The organism is Enterobacter asburiae, from assembly GCF_024599655.1.
Lineage (GTDB): Bacteria > Pseudomonadota > Gammaproteobacteria > Enterobacterales > Enterobacteriaceae > Enterobacter > Enterobacter asburiae_D.
In genome coordinates this window covers 1636052-1654396 of record NZ_CP102247.1, presented here as the reverse complement: position 1 = coordinate 1654396, position 18345 = coordinate 1636052, and the positions used below count along the sequence as shown (strand labels likewise).

Here is an 18345-nt window from a genome sequence, read left to right as displayed (position 1 = left end):
CATCTCCATGTTAAAGCGCGTTTTTTACAGCCTGTCTGTCCTGGTCGGCATACTGCTGTTGATCGTGCTGGGTCTCGACCGCTGGATGAGCTGGAAAACCGCCCCCTACATCTTTGATGACCTGCAGGACCTGCCCTATCGTCAGGTTGGCGTGGTTCTCGGTACCGCCAAGTATTACCGCACCGGCGTCATTAACCAGTATTACCGTTACCGCATTCAGGGCGCGCTGAACGCCTACAACAGCGGGAAGGTAAACTACCTGCTGTTAAGCGGGGATAACGCCCTGCAAAGCTACAATGAACCGGTGACGATGCGGAAGGACCTGATTGCGGCGGGCGTGGACCCTGCCGATATCGTGCTCGACTACGCCGGATTCCGCACCCTGGACTCCATCGTGCGCACGCGCAAAGTCTTCGACACCAACGACTTCATCATCATCACCCAGCGCTTCCACTGCGAACGCGCGCTGTTTATCGCGCTGCATATGGGCATTCAGGCGCAGTGTTACGCGGTGCCGTCGCCAAAAGATATGCTGAGTGTGCGCGTCCGCGAGTTTGGCGCGCGTTTTGGCGCGCTGGCAGACCTGTATATTTTCAAACGCGAACCGCGCTTTTTAGGCCCGCTGGTGCCCATTCCGGCGATGCATGAAGTACCGGAAGACGCGCAGGGTTACCCGGCCGTCACGCCCGAACAGCTGCTTGATATGCAGAAAAAAGAGAAATAACAGGACCGCCTTTATACTTTCTTTACGCCGGGCCTGACGCTTTTTATCCCCCCTTTACGTCGGCTCTTTTAAGCTGAGTTCACTGCCGCTACGGCTTCATTGAAGAATGACTATGAACTCAATAATGAATGCGTTTTTCCTCAAAAGTCTCCGTCCGTATTTTAACTTTCCCGGTTTATCGCTTCCTGGCGCACTCAATTCCGGTCTCTGGCTTGATGAAAAAATTGACGCCCTGCAGCACAACATTTCAGTAGAAGTGGCAGATTATCTGGAACGTTACCCGCAGACGAAACATGTAGACGTTTACCTGAACGACATCAACGGCACGATGCGCGGCAAGCGTCTGTCGGTGGAGAGCATGCTGACCCTGGAAAAAGGCTGTTATTTTCCCCTTTCGGTCTACTCGATGGATCAGAAAGGAAAAATCGCCGCCCCGCTTCATGATGAGCCGGACCGGCTCTGCGTTCCGGTCGCCGGCTCCCTGCGCCCCTGCCCGCAGGATCCGCAGCACAACGCGCAGATTCTGCTGACGATGAAAGACAGCGACGATAACCCCTGCCCGCTTGAGCCACGCGTGATACTGCAGAACGTGCTGGCCCGCTTCCACCAGCACGGCCTCTTCCCGGTGATTGCCCCGGAAATCGAGTTCTATCTGACGGGGCATGACGATCGGGATCCGCAAAATCAGGGCTGTTTTCACATGGATACCTCGTCGGCGCATGCGGCGCTGTTTGACGAGCTGGAACAGCTGGCGCACCTGCAGCGCATCCCGCTGTCCGGGATCGTGGCGGAGGCCGAGTCCGGTCAGTACGAATTAAACCTGAAGCACGGCCATCGCGTCGTTGAGGTTTGTGATAACGTGCTGGCGCTTCGTCGCCTGACCCGATACGTTGCCGAAAAGCACGGCCTGAGGGCCAACTTTATGGCTAAGCCTTTCAGCCAGCTCTCCGGCAGCGGCCTGCACTTCCATTTCAGCCTGAACAATCGTCACGGCGAAAACGTCTTTGCTTCCCCGGTGAACGCGCTTAACAGCATGATGCGTTTGTGCATCGCGGGCCAGCTGGCGCTGATGCCCGCCTCTATCGCCATTCTTGCGCCGGGCGTCAACGCGTTTCGTCGCCTGCGTAAAAACCTGACCGAACCCGTATTTAACTCCTGGGGCTATAACACCCGCTCCGCCGCTTTGCGTATTCCCTGCTCGGATGACCACAACCGTCGCATCGAATACCGGCTGGCCGGGGCTGATGCCAATCCGTATCTGGTGGCAGCCACTATCCTCACCGGCATGCTGTACGGGCTGGAATACATCGACGAGGAGGAGTTGCCCGAACCGCAGCTCGATCGGCCTGAACTGCCGCTGTTTCAGCAGGAGGCGATTGAGACCTTTGCCCGCTGTCAGTACCTCACCGACAGCCTGGGCGACGCCTTTTCCGAACAGTGGGTTGCCTGCAAGCTCTCTGAACTCGACTGGTTTGAACGCATCGTGACCCGAGAGGAGTCACAGCTGGCATAAGGCATAAAAAAGCCCGCTCGATGAGCGGGCCGGATAACGCGAGGAGCAATTACTTCTTACGCGCGTACTTCAGTGAATCCAGCGCAACCGCGAAGATAATGATGGCGCCTTTGATGATGTACTGCCAGTACGGGTTCACGCCAATGTAGGTTAACCCGTAGTTGATGACGGTGAAGATGATCACACCGGTCACCACGCCCAGTACGGTACCGACGCCGCCGCTGAAGGAGACGCCGCCCACCACGCAGGCTGCGATTGCATCCAGCTCGTACATGAAGCCAAGGTTGTTGGTTGCAGAGCCGATACGGCCCGCTTCCAGCATCCCGCCGAAGGCGTAGAACACGCCGGACAGCGCATAGATGAAGAGCAGGTTCAGGGCAACGTTTACGCCGGAGACCTTCGCCGCTTCCGGGTTACCGCCGATTGCGAAGATGTTTTTACCAAAGCGCGTTTTGTTCCACAGGATCCAGACGAAGGCCACCGCGATCAGCGCATAGAAGGTGATATAGGACAGGCGGAAGCTGCCCAGCGCGATAAACCCTTGCGTAAAGGTCGAGAAGCCGCTGTCAAAACCCGAGATAGGTGAAGCACCGACAAAGTCGTAGTACAGGGAGTTGATACCGTAAACGATGATCATCGTACCCAGCGTGGTGATAAACGGCGTCACGTTCAGGTAGGCGATGATAATACCGTTGATCAGACCAATCACCGCACCGATGGCGCAGACAATCAGGATCACCACGAAAATCGGCATGGTGGCCATTTCCGGGAAGACCTTGTTGGCGTTTTCCATCGACTGCAGCAGGGTTGCCGCGATAACCGCCGCCAGCCCCACCTGGCGACCGGCAGAAAGGTCCGTCCCCTGGGTCACGATCAGGCCCGCCACGCCCAGCGCAATGATAATACGCACGGAGGACTGGGTCAGAATGTTACTCAGGTTCAGCAGGCTTAAGAACGTAGGGTCCTGGAAAATAATGATAGCCAGCAGTACTAAAAGAACAACGTAAATACCGCCTTCTTTCAGGTAAGTGAGAAAACTTTTTTTATTTAACGCACTCATGAGGAGCCCCTGATCTTAAAGGTGCAAAGACGCAAGACGCAAAATTTCGTTTTGCGTTGTCGTTTTGGTGTCAACAATACCGGCAACGAGACCATTGCTCATAACCAGAATACGGTCTGTGATCCCTAACAATTCCGGCATTTCGGAAGAAATAATAATGATCCCTTTATTCTTTTTCGCCAGCTCGGCAATCAGCTGATAAATTTCAAACTTCGCGCCGACGTCAATACCGCGGGTCGGTTCATCCAGCATCAGAATTTCTGGCTGGGTTAATAACCAACGCCCGATAATGACTTTCTGCTGGTTACCGCCTGACAGCGAACCAATTTGGGTGCGGTGTCCTGGCGTTTTCACGCGCATAGAGTCAATAACCCATTGGGTATCGCTCTTCATGCGTGAGTTATCCAGCAGTCCGACTTTGTTTTTGTAATTGCGAATGTTAGAAATTAACGAGTTAAAGTTAATATCCAGATAGGCATAAATACCGGTCGAACGACGCTCTTCCGTCACCAGCGCAAAACCATTATTAATGGCTTCGTTGGCGTTATGGTTATTGATTTTCTTTCCGTGAAGCGTAATGGTGCCCTGAGCTTTCTCACGGATGCCAAACAGGGTTTCCACGATATCGGTGCGTTTTGCGCCGACCAGACCGGCAATCCCCAGGATTTCACCCTTGTGCAGGTCGAAGGAGACATCGCGGATGGAAGGCTGGCGTAACGAGGTCAGATTGCGCACTTCCAGGATCACTTCGCCCGGCTTGTTTTCTTTGTCCGGGAAGCGCTGGTTCAGGGAACGGCCGACCATCATGGCGATGATCTTGTCCATGTCCAGCCCTTCCAGCGGCTGCGTGGCAATCCACTGACCGTCGCGCAGGATGGTGATCTCATCGCACAGCTGGAAGATCTCTTCCATTTTGTGGGAGATATACACAATGCCGCAGCCGCGATCTTTTAGCTTACGAATGATGGTAAAAAGGTGATTAACCTCTTTTTCCGTTAATGACGATGTCGGTTCGTCCATGATCACGATTTTCGCATCATAGGAGAACGCTTTGGCGATTTCGATCATCTGCATCTGGGAAACGGATAATGTCCCCACGCGAGCGCGCGGATCGATATCAATATCCAGCTCATCGAAAATCGCTTTGGTGTCGCGATACATTTTGTCCTGGTCGACAAAGACACCCTTGGTTGGATAACGCCCCAACCACATGTTATCCATGACTGAACGCTGCAGCACCAGGTTTAATTCCTGGTGAACCATCGAGATACCGTTTTCCAGTGCTTCTTTCGCTGAATGGAAATCGATCTCTTTCCCCTGAAAAAGAATGCTGCCAGAATCTTTTTGATAGATCCCAAAAAGACATTTTAATAATGTTGATTTACCCGCACCGTTCTCCCCCATCAGGGCATGAATAGAGTGAGGACGAACTTTTAAATTAACATTATCGAGTGCCTTAACGCCGGGAAATGACTTGTTGATACCGCTCATTTCCAACAGGTATTCACCGGATGACTGAGTATTTGTGCTGACCATAATTATACCTTGTTGGCCTCGCATATCGCGTTATAAAAGGGCGCAACGAATTGCGCCCAGTGGAGACAGTACCGCTAACTTATTTACCGATGAACTCAGCCAGGTTGGACTGGTCTACGCCCACGTAAGGTACGCGAACGATTTTGTTTTCAATTTTCCAGTTGGTGCCATCAGCCGCACCTTTACCGTCGGCCAGGTTTTTCGCCAGATCGAAGGTCGCTTTCGCCTGGTTGTTGGCATCGTTCAGAACGGTACCGGCCATTGCACCAGATTTAACCAGCGCCAGTGCTTCCGGTAGCGCATCGACGCCGAACACAGGAATGGAGGATTTGTTGTGCGCTTTCAGCGCTTCTACCGCACCCATTGCCATCGCATCGTTGTTGGCGATAACCACTTCGATTTTGTTCGCGTTAGGGCCGGACAGCCACGCGTCCATCTTATCTTTCGCCTGAGCGGTATCCCACATCGCGGTATCTAACGCCAGCTGCTGGGTTTTCAGACCCTTGTCGTTCAGCTCTTTGATAACGTAAGTGGTACGGGCTTCAGCATCCGGGTGGCCGGGTTCGCCTTTCAGCAGTACGAACTGAATTTGACCGTCTTTGTTCAGGTCCCAGTTCGGGTTCGCCGCCCAGTGTTTGGCGATCAGATCGCCCTGAATAATACCGGACTCTTTGGAGTCGGTACCGACGTAATACGCTTTATCGTAGCTATCCAGCGCCTTACGGGAAGGTTCTTTGTTGAAGAAGACGATTGGCACGTTCTGGCCGCGCGCTTTTTCAATAACCGTGCCTGCTGCGGCCGGGTCAACCAGGTTGATGGCCAGGGCTTTCACGCCTTTCGCCAGCAGAACGTCGATCTGGTCGTTCTGTTTGGACTGGTCGTTCTGGGAGTCGTTCATCAGCAGCTGAACGTCTGGCGCTGCTTTCGCATCTTTCTCAATCGCTTTACGCACAACAGACATGAAGTTGTCGTCGTATTTATAGATGGTCACACCAATACGGGTATCCGCAGCGTGCGCTGCTGCACCAAAAAGCATGCTTGCCATTACAGCAGACAGGGTCAACACCTTCTTATTCATGGTATCTCCGGTTTTTTTATGCAGGGTAGTTCTTGTGAATAACGATCGGCGGGCAGGTGTTAATAAAACGTTACTGACAGCCGACGTTCACTTATAAAATTTCTATCTTCCGTGGTCGGTAACGCTCCAGAAATGCGTTTTATTCGTTGTTTGCGGCACATTGGCTATGGTGAAAGTGAATAATCACCGTTACATAGCGTTTCAGCCCCTAAAACGCTGACATCATAGTCAGCGCCTTGTTAAGATACTGTGAATTTACTCACAGATTGAAAACGGTTACATCACCTGATGTAATCAGTTAGTGATCGGAACCACAATTTGCCGGGCCGCGACGGAGTGGCGACGCACTAAAGTCGGCATGAAACAGTGCGTTGCACCCGGATCCAGCAGTCCTGCCGCCCCCTGTAACGCCAGCTCAGTCGCCAGTTTCGCCATAGAGGCAATGGGGTAGCGCACCGTTGTCAGCTGCGGGTCGGTGTAACGGGCAATCGGAATATCATCAAAGCCAATGAGTGATAAATGCTGTGGCACCGCAATGCCGTTATCCTTCAGCGCCGTCAGGGCCCCTGCCGCCATGCTGTCGTTATAGGCAAACACCGCAGAAAGCTGCAGGTTGCGGCCCAGCAGCTCCACCATTGCCGCCTCACCGCCCTGCATGTCCGGCGTACCGGTGCCCGTCCAGCTTTCTGACGGCGTAATGCCGTGCTCTTTCAGGGCGTTTTGCCACCCCTCGCGCCGCAGGTCGTCATCTTCAATATGATGGCTGGAGGCCAGATAACCGATCCGCTGATGCCCGTTGTTGATGAGCATCTTCGTGGCCATCATGGCGCCGCTGACGTTATCCAGCCCAACGCAGCGATGGGCATAGCCGGGAACGATGCGGTTGATCAGCACCATGCCCGGGATCTGATCCATAAAGCCGGTTAGCTCTTCATCGCTCAAGGCTTTTGAGTGGACAATCAAGGCATTACAGCGCTGGCGAATCAGCACTTCGATGGCATGGCGCTCTTTTTCCGCCTCATGATAGCTATTGCCGATCAGGACATACTTCTGATGCTGCTGGGCGACCACGTCGACCGCTTTCACCAGCGCGCCGAAAAAGGCATCCGATACATCCATCACCACCACGCCGATGGTGTCGCTGACCTGCGTCGCAAGCGCCTGGGCATTGGCATTGGGCCGGTACCCGAGCTGGGTCACGGCTTTCATTACGGTTTCACGGGTTTCAGGGCTGACCAGCGCGCTGTTGTTCAGCACGCGCGAGACGGTAGCCACAGAAACGCCCGCCTGACGGGCGACGTCACGAATGGTGATCATATTCACCATCCTTCAAAGGATTGCAGCAACTCACAGACACCCCCTGTGTTTAGCAAGGTGGCTATTTTGGCAGCGAGAGGAAGGGGACTACGTGAAGAAGCTCACACTCATGAAAACGCTTACATCCGTTTTGTTAATGATTGTGATCCAGATCGTTATCTGGATGTATTTTTCAATGATATCCCTGAAGCATGTGCGGTTAACTGACGCCACACCCACTCCAGCGGGCCCTGGCGGAAAAAACGTAGCCAGAGCACAGAAAACGCCAGGTTAATCACCCAGACCGGGATAACAAACGCCAGCAGCGCGAGGCGGTCGAATTTCATAAACAGGCCAAAGCGATAGAAAAGCGTGGTGCATATCAGCGTTTGCAGGAGGTAATTGCTCAACGCCATTCGGCCCACGCAGGCGATGGCGCTGACGATCCACAGGCGGGAAAGCGTTGGCCAGAAGCCATAGATCAGCGCCGCGTAGCCGATGGTCTGGAACGGCGCGCTCAGTTCGCGCGGCACCTGGAGCAGGAATGCGCACCAGCGGTAATCCCAGTGGATGTGCCACTGCGTAATCACCGCCGGGAGGTTAATCAGCACGCCGAGCAGCACCAGCCCGGCACCCGTTCGCCGATAGTGACGCAGGCTAAACTCCCCTTTCAGCCAGCCGGTGCGCATCAATGACGCACCCATCAGCATCATGCCCGCCAGCTGCCAGCCGTATTGCGCCCCCAGCGCAAGGAGGTTATCCCCCAGCATATCCGCGCGGTTGCTTATCGCTTCCGTACCGCCCTTCAGCTTCCAGTACTGTTCGTACTGCAGGTTAGCGGCATCCGGGATCCAGGCACGGTTTGTCGCCTCGCCGGAGATCATCCCCAGCAGCAGCAATACGGCAAGGCCCATGACGTAGAGCATCGCGCCGGTGTTAAACAGGCTTTTTACGCTGTGCGCATCGCGAATGAGACGCCAGCAGATAAGCCCGACTAATCCATACGCAAGAAGAATATCGCCATCCCAGAAGAACAGGCCGTGGATAAAGCCGAGGAGAACCAGCAGCGTCAGGCGGGACTGGATCCAGCGCGTACCGCGTTTGAGGAGCAGTTGCAGGCCAGCGCCAAACAGCAGGGCAAACAGCGTGAGGAATTTAACCTGCGCGAAGAGATCGAGGACAGCCCACGTCCAGGCATCACTGCGCGTGATGTCGCCATACCAGGCAGGATTGAGATAAGCCGCCTTCGGCAGACCGAAGGCGCTGATATTAAGCAGCAGGATACCGAGAATGGCGACGCCGCGAACAAAATCGAGCGTGACGTTTCGCTCCATGGTTCCTGCCCTGTAAGACTTAGTTGTGGTGACGTACCGCGCGCAGGAACTCCTGGCGGGTATTCTGGCTCGATTTAAACAGGCCGCCCAGCGAGGTTGTTGTTGTCGCGCTGGTTGCATCACGCACGCCGCGCGCCTTCACGCAGTAGTGAACCGCGTCGATAGAGACGGCCACGTTATTGGTACCCAGCAGCGTTTGCAGCGCGGTCAGGATCTGCTGCGTCAGACGTTCCTGCACCTGAGGACGCTGAGCAAAGAACTGCACGATGCGGTTGATCTTCGACAGGCCAATCACCGTATCTTTTGGGATATACGCCACGGTCGCTTTACCGTCGATGGTCACGAAATGGTGTTCGCAGGTGCTGGTCAGCGTGATATCGCGTACCGTCACCATCTCATCCACTTTCATCTTGTTTTCAATGACGGTGATTTTCGGGAAGTTGGCGTAATCCAGCCCGGAGAAAATTTCGTCGACGTACATTTTCGCGATGCGGTGCGGCGTCTCCATCAGACTGTCGTCACTCAGATCGAGATTCAGCAGCTCCATGATATCGGTCATATGACCGGCAATCAGACGCTTGCGGGTTTCATTGTCCAAATCCTGTACGGGCGGACGCAGTGGCGTTTCAAGACCGCGCGCAACCAGGGCTTCGTGGACCAGGGCAGCTTCTTTACTGAGTGATGACATTTTGTTCTCCTGCAGGTGTGGCGTCTTTTGCCCTCGTTGTGGCAAAAGTATGCGCTCATTGTGCGTGAGGCGGCGCACATAATCCAGTATTCACGACGATAATTATTGCAATTGCTGTTGCCTTTCAGCGTGACGATTCCAGACCAGGGCTCCCCCGACGAACAGCGCAACGCCCGCCAGCCCCAGCGCGGGCTCCAGCCGGTGGGTAAGCCAGGTTGATAACGCCGAGGTCATCGGGCCAATCAACTGCCCTATCGCATACCCGGTGGTAAGCAGTCCTGCCATATAGCGCGTGTGGTTTGGCGCCAGCTCGCGACCGTATAAAAGAGAGAGCTGCACGGCACACAAGAAGCCGCCACCCACCAGCAGCCCGCCCGTCAGCAAACCGCCAATCCCCGGCAGCAGCCAGGCCGCCAGCACGCCAGCTCCCTGTAACCACAGCACGATAGCCAGCCTGCGGTTAGCCGTTGAGGTATGGCGTAAAAGAATACTAAGCGCAATGCCCACCACGGCGGCGATACCAAAAATGGGCCAGACAAACTGGGCAAACAGGCTGCCGGGAAAACGCACCGCCGCCATTTGCGACAGGAAGGTCGCCGGGAGGATATAGCCAAACCCGGCCAGGCTGTAGCTCCAGACCAGGCGCTTTAAATCCGCCGTCAGCACCAGCGGCTCCGGCGCGGTGCCGGGGCGATGGAGCTGGCCGGATCGCGGAAGGTAGCGCGCCACCAGCGCAATGAGTACCAGCGCCAGCACGCCGTAGATTTGCCATGCCGCTCCGGCCGAAAGGGATTTTGCCTGGATATAGACGGCGAGCAGCCCGCTCAGGGCAATGCCCGCCCCCGGTCCGGCAAACACCGCAGCGCTCAGGCCCGGTTTACCCAGCTGCCCCAGCCGTTCGTTGGTCCAGGCGGCAATGAGTACCATCGACCAGCCGCTCATGCAGCCAATCACGAAGCGCAGCAGGCCGTGCACGACGGCGTTATCCGCCACCGCGGAGAGCAGCGTCAGCGCAACCGCGCCGGTGATGCCAAGCCAGAGGCGCGTTTCCACAAAGCGGTGCGCGCGCATGGCATCCCATGCGCCCACCAGATAGCCCAGATAATTCATCGCCGCGACCAGACCCGCGCTGGTCAGCGTAAGCTGCCCGGCAGCAATCATGAGCGGCACCTGAGGCGTAAAGGCAAAGCGCCCTATCCCCATCGCCACCACCAGAACGACAAACCCACTGAGCGCAATACGCAGTGCCATGACGGCTCCAATTGTTAAAGAAAAGTAAATTTATGATGCAGCATCTCGCCGCCTGGCGAAAGTGAAAGTTACTCACAGGTCAATGAAAAGGCTGTATTATGGTTTTTATGAATACGCATTCTCATTAAGGAGCCCTGCATGGAACTGCTCGAAGAGCACCGTTGTTTTGAAGGTCGACAGCAGCGCTGGCGGCATGACTCCACCGTTCTGAACTGTGCGATGACGTTCAGCATTTTCCTGCCGCCGACGGAAAATCCGCCGGTTCTGTTCTGGCTGTCAGGCCTGACCTGCAACGACGAAAACTTCACCACCAAAGCGGGCGCGCAGCGACTTGCCGCCGAGCTGGGCATTGCGCTGGTGATGCCTGACACCAGCCCGCGTGGCGATGATGTGGCCGACGATGCAGGATACGACCTGGGCAAAGGCGCCGGGTTTTATCTGAATGCAACCGAGCAGCCCTGGGCGCGCCACTACCGCATGTATGATTACATTCGCGACGAGCTGCCCGCGCTGATTCAGTCCGGGTTTGCGGTAAGCGACCGCTGCGCCATCAGCGGACACTCCATGGGTGGACACGGGGCGCTAATCATGGCGCTAAAAAATCCGGGAAAATACGTCAGCGTGTCGGCATTTGCGCCAATTGTGAACCCAACGCAGGTGCCATGGGGGCAGAAAGCCTTCACGAACTATCTGGGTGAAGATGAAGCGAATTGGCAGGAATGGGACAGCTGTGCGCTAATGCTGGCCAGCAGCTCGGCAAATGCGATCCCGATGCTTATCGATCAGGGCGATGCGGATCAGTTCCTCGCCGGACAGCTACAGCCTGCGGTGTTTGCCGAAGCCGCGCGCCAGAAGGACTGGCCGCTGACGCTGCGCATTCAGCCGGGATACGACCACAGCTATTACTTTATCGGGTCCTTTATTGAGGATCATCTCCGCTTCCATGCGGAGCATTTGTTCGCGTAAGTGCGGATGATTGCCGGGTGGCGGCTTCGCCTTACCCGGCCTACATTCGTGGTTTTTGTAGGCCCGGTAAGCGAAGCGCCACCGGGCATAAAGGTTACATCAGAACTTATAATCCACGCCGACAAAGTAGCGACGACCATCTTCCGTGTAGCTGTAATCGTCACGGCTCAGATCTTTATCCAGCAGGTTCTGCACGCCCGCGCGCAGCTTAACGGCTTTCGTTACCTGCCATGCCGCACCGGTATTCCAGATCACGTAGCCACCCGGCGTTGGTTCACTGCTGGTCAGCGCGCGTTTCTCACCGGTGTAGTTGCCCTGAACGTAGAACGACCAGTCCTGCGTCGCCTTCCAGTCAACGGTACCGTTGGCGGTGTGGAACGGCAGATCCGACAGCGGCTTGTTGCCGCCGTTGCTGATATCACGACCGTCGTTATAGGTATAGTTCAGCGTCACCTTCCAGTCGTCCGCCAGCGGGAATTTCAGCTCGGTCTCCACCCCGCGGATGCGCGCCTTGTTAACGTTGTAGTAGCGGAAAATCGGCTCGCCGTCGGCATTCAGCCCGACATAGTTAGGGTAGCCCTGCGCCTGGTTTACATTGGCCGTACGGCTGATGCTGATGCGGTCATCCACGTTATTCTGGAAGGTGGTGACGCTGGCCTGCACGCCCTCTAACCAGCCCTCTTCCCCGCTGTAGTAGAGACCAAATTCGAAGCTCTCGCTGGTTTCCGGTTTCAGATCCGGGTTACCGACAATCTCACAGGCACCACGACACGAGCCGGTAACCCAGTCCGGGCTCAGCTGCAGCAGCGACGGCGCTTTAAACGCGGTAGCCCAGCCCCCTTTCACCGTTACGGTATCGGTCGCGTTGTAGACCAGATAGGCTCGCGGACTCCAGTGATCGCCGTAAGTATCATGGTCATCCATACGGATGCCGGTGGTCAGCGCCAGAGGTTCAAAGATACGCCACTCGTCCTCAAGGAACAGGGCATACTGGCTTGTCGACGTACTGCTGCTGGAACCGCCCGTCAGGTTGACCGGATCTTTCAGCTTATCGTGACGCCATTCGCCGCCGAAGGTCAGCAGCTGGTTGATTTCGCCCAGCGGCAGCACGTATTTTCCGTCCACCGCGTTGCTCTCGGAGGTGATCGGATTGCTGTTGCCCGGGTTTTTGTTATCCACCTTTTCGCCGTAAACCTTCAGCTCGCTGTTGCCGACGCCCCAACGACCGTTGTGGCTGAGAGAGTAGTTCTGACGCTCAAGGCGGTTTTTGTCGAGGGAATCCGAGTCGCGATCCTGACGGTCGAAACCGTAGCCCGCCGTAAAGTCGTGATTTTCAGACGGTGTCCAGGCGAACTCCACATTCGCATCGCGGCTAGTGAAGCCTTCAATGCGCGGCGTTTCACCGCTCGCCGTGGTAGAGGATTTCTGCTGACCGTCTTTCTCACGCTTCGCGAGGCTACCGTAGGCTTTCAGCCCCAGCAGGCCGTCCACCAGCGGACCGCTGGTATAGAACTGGCCGTTGTATGTGTCTCCACGGTCGCGGTGTTCCTGAACCGTGGAGTCGGCGCTCAGGGTGCCCGTCCATTTCTGGCCGATTTTTTTGGTTATAATGTTCACCACGCCGCCCAGCGCATCGGAACCGTACAGAGAAGACATCGGTCCGCGCACCACTTCGATGCGTTCGATGGCATCAACCGGCACCCAGTTAAGGTCGAAATCATTATGGCGGAATACTGCGTTACGCGAGTTAACGCGCTTGCCGTCGATCAGGATCAGCGTATAGCTGCTGTCCAGTCCACGAATACTTACCCCTTTACGGTTGTCCCCTTCGCTCGTGAGCTGAACGCCCGGCACCTCCCGTAACACATCTTTCAGATTCTGAACAGGTTTGCGCTGCAAATCTTCCTGGGTAATCACGCTGATGCTTGCCGGTGCGTCTTTCAGGTTTTGCTCGGTCGCGGAGGCCGTTACAACCATTGTGTCGCCGGATTCCGCTGCGATAACAGGCAGGGCCAGGGACATTGCGGACGCACAAAGTCCTCCCCTGACGAAGGGATTCAACCTAAACATTCCATATCTCCATGAGGTAAATACAACTAAATCAAATCATCATTGCTCACAGCGTCTTCCCTGCCGCCCACGTCTGCGGTGGGTCGGTGACACGCTTATTTTTGATAACGATAAAGCAAACGATAATTATTATCAATTAAATTGTTAAGAAATATATCTTTGTTTCAGCCTGCGGGAATAAAAAAACCCGCTCGAATGAGCGGGTTAAAAGAGAGGAAGTGCGGTTATTGTTTAAATCGTTCCGGGAATTCCATTTCACTGTAGCGAACGAATTTTGTGCCTTTCGTCAGCTTGTAGCCAAACCAGATGACGAGGAACAGCGGAATACCAATGTAGGTCGCCGTGACGGCACCCCAGTCAATGGTGTCCGCCAGGAACGCTTCATAGTTCTGTCCAAGCGTAATGATCAGGCACAGAATGAAGGCGAAAATGGGACCCAGCGGGAAGAAGCCGGAGCGATACGGCAGCGAGTTAATATCGTGACCCTGCTTGACGAAGCCACGGCGGAAACGGTAGTGGCTAATGGCAATCCCCAGCCAGGCAATAAAGCCCGTCATCCCGGACGTGTTGAGCAGCCACAGGTACACCGTCTGGTTGCCAAACATCGAGGTCAGGAAGCACAGACCGGCAATTACCGTGGTGGCGTACAGCGCGTTACGCGGCACGCCGCCGCGGGACAGCTTCGCGAAGATACGCGGCGCTTTACCGTCGCATGCCAGCGTGTAGAGCATACGGGTAGAGGCGTACATCCCAGAGTTACCGGCTGAAAGCACAGCGGTCAGGATAACGGCGTTCATCACTGCCGCGGCAGAAAGCAGGCCGGCGTGCTGGAAGACCAGCGTGAACGGACTGACGCTAATGTCTTTTACGTCATTGCGCAGCAGGCTTGGATCGGTGTACGGGATGATCAGGCTGATAATCAGGATCGCGAACACATAGAACAGCAGGATACGCCAGAAGACCTGACGGACCGCGCGCGGAATATTCTTCTCCGGGTTCTCTGACTCACCGGCGGCGATACCAATCAGCTCGGTCCCCTGGAAGGAGAAGCCGACAATCATCGCCACGCCAATCATCGCCGACAGGCCACCGGCAAACGGCGCATCGCCTATCGTCCAGTTACTCCAGCCCGCAGGTTCAGCGCCTTTGAAAATACCAACGATCATCGCCACACCGACGACGATAAAGATGATGACGGTTGCCACTTTAATCAAAGAGAACCAGTATTCCGCTTCGCCGAAACCGCGCACGGAGATGTAGTTCAGCAGGAAGATGACGGCCAGGAACAGGGCGCTCCAGATCCAGCCCGGCGTATCCGGGAACCACCAGTTCATCACCAGCTGTGCGGCGACAAGGTCAACGGCGATAGTGACCGCCCAGTTGTACCAGTAGTTCCAGCCCAGCGCGAAGCCGAAGCCTTCTTCAACGTATTTCTGACCGTAGGTTGAGAACGAACCGGATACCGGCATGTACGCGGCCAGTTCGCCGAGGCTGGTCATCAGGAAGTACACCATCAGGCCAATCAGGATATAAGAGAAGAGTGCCCCACCCGGGCCTGCTGCCGAAATCGTTGCGCCAGAGGCAACGAAAAGACCTGTACCGATTGAGCCGCCAATGGCGATCATCGTCAGGTGACGCGCCTTGAGTTCACGACGTAGCGTGGGCGCTTCTGTGGTTTTAATTTCTGAAACCATATGAAAATGCTGTCCATTTAATAAATGAGGCGCGATTGTAGCAGACGATCCGCGTTCCTTCCGGCAGAAATACTCAGTTATAAGAGAGCTTCATGACTCGGCCAGGATTATAAGTAAAGCATAAAAATGTGGGGTGACAGGCGCGCGTAGCCCCGGTAAGCGAAGCGCCACCGGGGAAGGTTAAATGGCGCAGTAGCGCAGAAAACGCTGCAGAGAGCTGGAAAGGTGTTTCTGGCGGTGATGGATGCACCATAGCGTGCGCACCAGCTTCGGCAATGGAACCGGGATTTCAACCAGCGACCCCGTTTCAAGCTGTTCGGCAATGACGCGCCGGGAAAGACAGCTGATCCCCAGGCCATGACGCACCGCGTGCTTGATGGCCTCAGAGTTCCCCAACTCCATCCCCAACTGGAAATGCGGCAGATGGGAAAGCAGCAGATAATCGACAATTTCACGCGTGCCGGAGCCCTGTTCGCGCAAGATCCACTGCGCCTGCGCCAGGCGCTCCAGCGTCACCTCGCCCTGCAATAACGACGAAGCCGGGGACGCAAACACCACCAGCTCATCTTCCAGCCAGGGCTCGGCAATGATATCGACGTTATGGCAGGGCCCTTCGATGAGGCCAATATCCACGCGGAAATCGATCACCGCGTTGATAACGTCCTGGCTATTGCCCACGCTCATCTCCAGCGGCAGAGTGGGAAAATCCCGGCGGTAGCGGGCAATCACTTCCGGCAGGATGTAGTTCCCAATGGTGCTGCTGGCATAGACGCGGATCGCGCCGTTGTCTTCGCGGAACAGCTGTTCGATTTCTATAGCCTGCTCCAGCAACGCCAGCGCGCGTGGATAAAGAAGACGACCGTGCTCGTTGACCACCAGACGCTTCCCTACCCTGTCGAAAAGCTGCACGCCCAGCTGTCCTTCAAGATCGGTCAACGCCGCGCTGACCGCAGACTGCGAGAGCGCCAGCATTTGTGACGCCTGGGTCGTCGAGCCGCTTTTCAGCACCTCGGCAAATACTTCCAGCTGACGCAATGTAATGTGCATGGTTGCTTACCACTTATATAGATTGATTATAAGTATATAATCAATTTTATTTTTAAGCCAGAGCGCCGTAACCTTTAGCCAGACAAAGGAGAAGGTTATGTCAGAAATCACCTTACAACATCATCGTACAGTGTGGCACTTCGTGCCGGGCCTCGCGCTTAGCGCAGCAGTGACCGCCGTAGCATTATGGGGCGGCAGCATCCCGGCTATCGCAGGCGCGGGTTTTAGCGCGCTGACGCTGGCCATTTTGCTGGGCATGGTCGTGGGAAATACCGTTTACCCACATATCTGGAAATCCTGCGACGGCGGCGTGATCTTTGCCAAACAGCACCTGCTGCGTCTCGGGATCATCCTTTACGGCTTCCGTCTCACCTTTTCGCAGATTGCGGACGTGGGCGTGAGCGGAATCGCTATCGACGTCCTGACCCTGACCAGCACCTTTTTGCTGGCCTGCTTTATCGGCCAGAAAGTCTTTGGCCTGGATAAGCAAACCAGCTGGCTGATCGGTGCCGGGAGCAGTATCTGCGGAGCGGCGGCGGTGCTGGCAACAGAGCCCGTCGTGAAAGCCGAAGCCAGCAAGGTGACCGTGGCGGTGGCGACGGTGGTGATCTTCGGTACGCTGGCGATCTTCCTCTACCCGGCAATGTATCCGCTGGTGGCGCACTGGTTTAGCCCGGAAACCTACGGCATCTATATCGGTTCGACCATGCACGAAGTGGCCCAGGTGGTGGCGGCAGGACATGCCATTAACCCGGAAGCTGAAAACGCGGCGGTGATTGCCAAAATGCTGCGCGTGATGATGCTGGCACCGTTCCTGATTTTCCTCGCGGCGCGGGTTAAGCAGCTGGCACCGGCAGGCGGCAGCGAGAAAAGCAAAATCACCATTCCGTGGTTTGCGATCCTGTTTATCGTGGTGGCGATTTTCAACTCCTTCCATCTGCTGCCGAAAGCCGTGGTGGATATGCTGGTGACGCTGGATACCGTGCTGCTGGCGATGGCCATGGCAGCGCTGGGAGTCACCACACACGTCAGCGCGCTGAAAAAAGCCGGTGCCAAACCGCTGCTGATGGCGCTGGTGCTCTTCATCTGGCTGATTGTCGGCGGCGGTGCGATTAACCTCGCGGTCCATAGCCTGATGGCATAAACCATCTCGTCCTTCTCCTGCTAACCCGCTATCATAAGCGTTTCGGGTTAGCAGGAGTTTTTTTATGAAATATGTTGGAGCGCACGTCAGCGCTGCAGGTGGCCTTGCGAATGCCGCCATTCGCGCCGCCGAAATCGAGGCGACCGCTTTCGCCCTGTTCACCAAAAACCAGCGCCAGTGGCGCGCCGCAGCGCTCACCGCTGAGGTGATTGATGATTTCAAGGCCGCCTGTGAGAAGTACCACTACGGGCCAGGCCAGATCCTTCCCCACGACAGCTACCTGATCAACCTCGGTCACCCGGTTGAAGAGGCGCTGGAAAAATCCCGCGAGGCGTTTCTTGATGAAGTACAGCGCTGCGAACAGCTGGGGCTGACGCTGCTGAACTTCCATCCGGGTAGCCATCTGATGCAAATCGATGAAGATGCCTGCCTGGCGCGCATTGCCGAGTCCATCAACATCACGCTGGACAAGACCAAAGGCGTCACCGCGGTGATTGAGAATACCGCCGGTCAGGGCAGCAACCTCGGCTTTAGGTTCGAACATCTGGCGGCGATTATCGACGGCGTGGAGGATAAATCTCGCGTTGGCGTGTGCATTGATACCTGCCACGCGTTTGCCGCCGGTTATGACCTGCGCACCACCGAGGCAACGAAAAACACGTTTGATGAGTTCGAGCGCATTGTGGGCTTTAAGTACCTGCGCGGCATGCACCTGAACGATGCAAAAAGTGCGTTCGGCAGCCGCGTTGACCGCCACCACAGCCTGGGCGAAGGCAACATCGGCCACGATGCGTTCCGCTTCATTATGCAGGACGCCCGCTTCGACGGTATTCCGATGGTGTTGGAAACCATTAATCCGGACATCTGGGCAGAAGAGATTGCCTGGCTGAAGGCACAGCAAACCGCTGAACAGGCGGCATAAAAAAAGCCGGGTGCATAATGCA

Annotated in this window: 15 protein-coding genes; 5 read left to right on the top strand and 10 right to left on the bottom strand. The window is 55.8% G+C overall.

Going from position 1 to position 18345, the window contains the following annotated elements:
* The first annotated feature begins 7 nt into the window (after nucleotides 1-7).
* Both sanA and NQ230_RS07835 read left to right on the top strand, forming a co-directional pair.
* The gene (gene sanA, locus NQ230_RS07840) at nucleotides 8-724 is read left to right on the top strand and encodes an outer membrane permeability protein SanA (protein ID WP_008500918.1); all 717 of its coding nucleotides are present in this window, start codon (nucleotides 8-10) and stop codon (nucleotides 722-724) included.
* A 124-nt stretch (nucleotides 725-848) separates the two neighbouring features.
* Nucleotides 849-2237: a glutamine synthetase family protein gene (locus tag NQ230_RS07835; RefSeq protein ID WP_257261326.1), complete on the top strand. Its 1389-nt coding sequence runs from the start codon at nucleotides 849-851 to the stop codon at nucleotides 2235-2237.
* 49 nt (nucleotides 2238-2286) lie between these two features.
* Here NQ230_RS07835 and mglC read toward each other — a convergent pair whose 3' ends face one another.
* The 7 genes from mglC to NQ230_RS07800 all read right to left on the bottom strand — a co-directional run bounded on the left by mglC (nucleotide 2287) and on the right by NQ230_RS07800 (nucleotide 10480).
* The gene (gene mglC, locus NQ230_RS07830) at nucleotides 2287-3297 is read right to left on the bottom strand and encodes a galactose/methyl galactoside ABC transporter permease MglC (protein WP_029740401.1); all 1011 of its coding nucleotides are present in this window, start codon (nucleotides 3295-3297) and stop codon (nucleotides 2287-2289) included.
* Nucleotides 3298-3312: 15 nt separating this feature from the next.
* Nucleotides 3313-4833: a galactose/methyl galactoside ABC transporter ATP-binding protein MglA gene (gene mglA, locus NQ230_RS07825; RefSeq protein WP_029740402.1), complete on the bottom strand. Its 1521-nt coding sequence runs from the start codon at nucleotides 4831-4833 to the stop codon at nucleotides 3313-3315.
* 79 nt (nucleotides 4834-4912) lie between these two features.
* Complete coding sequence (gene mglB / locus NQ230_RS07820; RefSeq protein WP_024908164.1) at nucleotides 4913-5911, bottom strand: galactose/glucose ABC transporter substrate-binding protein MglB; 999 nt, start codon at nucleotides 5909-5911, stop codon at nucleotides 4913-4915.
* A 294-nt stretch (nucleotides 5912-6205) separates the two neighbouring features.
* Nucleotides 6206-7228 (bottom strand): HTH-type transcriptional regulator GalS, encoded by a 1023-nt coding sequence (gene galS, locus NQ230_RS07815; RefSeq protein ID WP_032658964.1) that lies wholly within the window; start codon nucleotides 7226-7228, stop codon nucleotides 6206-6208.
* A 155-nt stretch (nucleotides 7229-7383) separates the two neighbouring features.
* On the bottom strand, nucleotides 7384-8541 hold the full coding sequence (yeiB, locus tag NQ230_RS07810) for a DUF418 domain-containing protein YeiB (RefSeq protein ID WP_257260674.1): 1158 nt from the start codon (nucleotides 8539-8541) through the stop codon (nucleotides 7384-7386).
* Between the two features lie 19 nt (nucleotides 8542-8560).
* Nucleotides 8561-9229 carry a GTP cyclohydrolase I FolE gene (gene folE, locus NQ230_RS07805; RefSeq protein ID WP_008500927.1) on the bottom strand — a complete coding sequence of 223 codons (669 nt, stop codon included), beginning with the start codon at nucleotides 9227-9229 and terminating at the stop codon, nucleotides 8561-8563.
* A gap of 102 nt (nucleotides 9230-9331) precedes the next feature.
* Nucleotides 9332-10480 carry a YbfB/YjiJ family MFS transporter gene (locus NQ230_RS07800; RefSeq protein WP_121425318.1) on the bottom strand — a complete coding sequence of 383 codons (1149 nt, stop codon included), beginning with the start codon at nucleotides 10478-10480 and terminating at the stop codon, nucleotides 9332-9334.
* A 138-nt stretch (nucleotides 10481-10618) separates the two neighbouring features.
* Here NQ230_RS07800 and fghA point away from each other — a divergent pair, with 138 nt between their 5' ends.
* Nucleotides 10619-11446 carry an S-formylglutathione hydrolase gene (fghA, locus tag NQ230_RS07795; RefSeq protein ID WP_213328184.1) on the top strand — a complete coding sequence of 276 codons (828 nt, stop codon included), beginning with the start codon at nucleotides 10619-10621 and terminating at the stop codon, nucleotides 11444-11446.
* Between the two features lie 99 nt (nucleotides 11447-11545).
* Here the strand turns inward: fghA and cirA are convergent, their stop codons facing one another.
* The 3 genes from cirA to yieE all read right to left on the bottom strand — a co-directional run bounded on the left by cirA (nucleotide 11546) and on the right by yieE (nucleotide 16257).
* The gene (gene cirA / locus NQ230_RS07790) at nucleotides 11546-13516 is read right to left on the bottom strand and encodes a catecholate siderophore receptor CirA (protein WP_159514574.1); all 1971 of its coding nucleotides are present in this window, start codon (nucleotides 13514-13516) and stop codon (nucleotides 11546-11548) included.
* A gap of 224 nt (nucleotides 13517-13740) precedes the next feature.
* Nucleotides 13741-15210 (bottom strand): amino acid permease, encoded by a 1470-nt coding sequence (locus NQ230_RS07785; RefSeq protein WP_121425315.1) that lies wholly within the window; start codon nucleotides 15208-15210, stop codon nucleotides 13741-13743.
* Nucleotides 15211-15390: 180 nt separating this feature from the next.
* Nucleotides 15391-16257, bottom strand: a complete 867-nt coding sequence (yieE, locus tag NQ230_RS07780; RefSeq protein WP_023312476.1) for a DNA-binding transcriptional regulator YeiE — start codon at nucleotides 16255-16257, stop codon at nucleotides 15391-15393.
* 97 nt (nucleotides 16258-16354) lie between these two features.
* Between yieE and NQ230_RS07775 the strand changes: the two genes are divergently transcribed.
* Both NQ230_RS07775 and nfo read left to right on the top strand, forming a co-directional pair.
* The gene (locus NQ230_RS07775) at nucleotides 16355-17401 is read left to right on the top strand and encodes a YeiH family protein (protein WP_033146035.1); all 1047 of its coding nucleotides are present in this window, start codon (nucleotides 16355-16357) and stop codon (nucleotides 17399-17401) included.
* Nucleotides 17402-17465: 64 nt separating this feature from the next.
* Nucleotides 17466-18323: a deoxyribonuclease IV gene (gene nfo, locus NQ230_RS07770; RefSeq protein WP_024908173.1), complete on the top strand. Its 858-nt coding sequence runs from the start codon at nucleotides 17466-17468 to the stop codon at nucleotides 18321-18323.
* The last annotated feature ends 22 nt before the right edge of the window (nucleotides 18324-18345 follow it).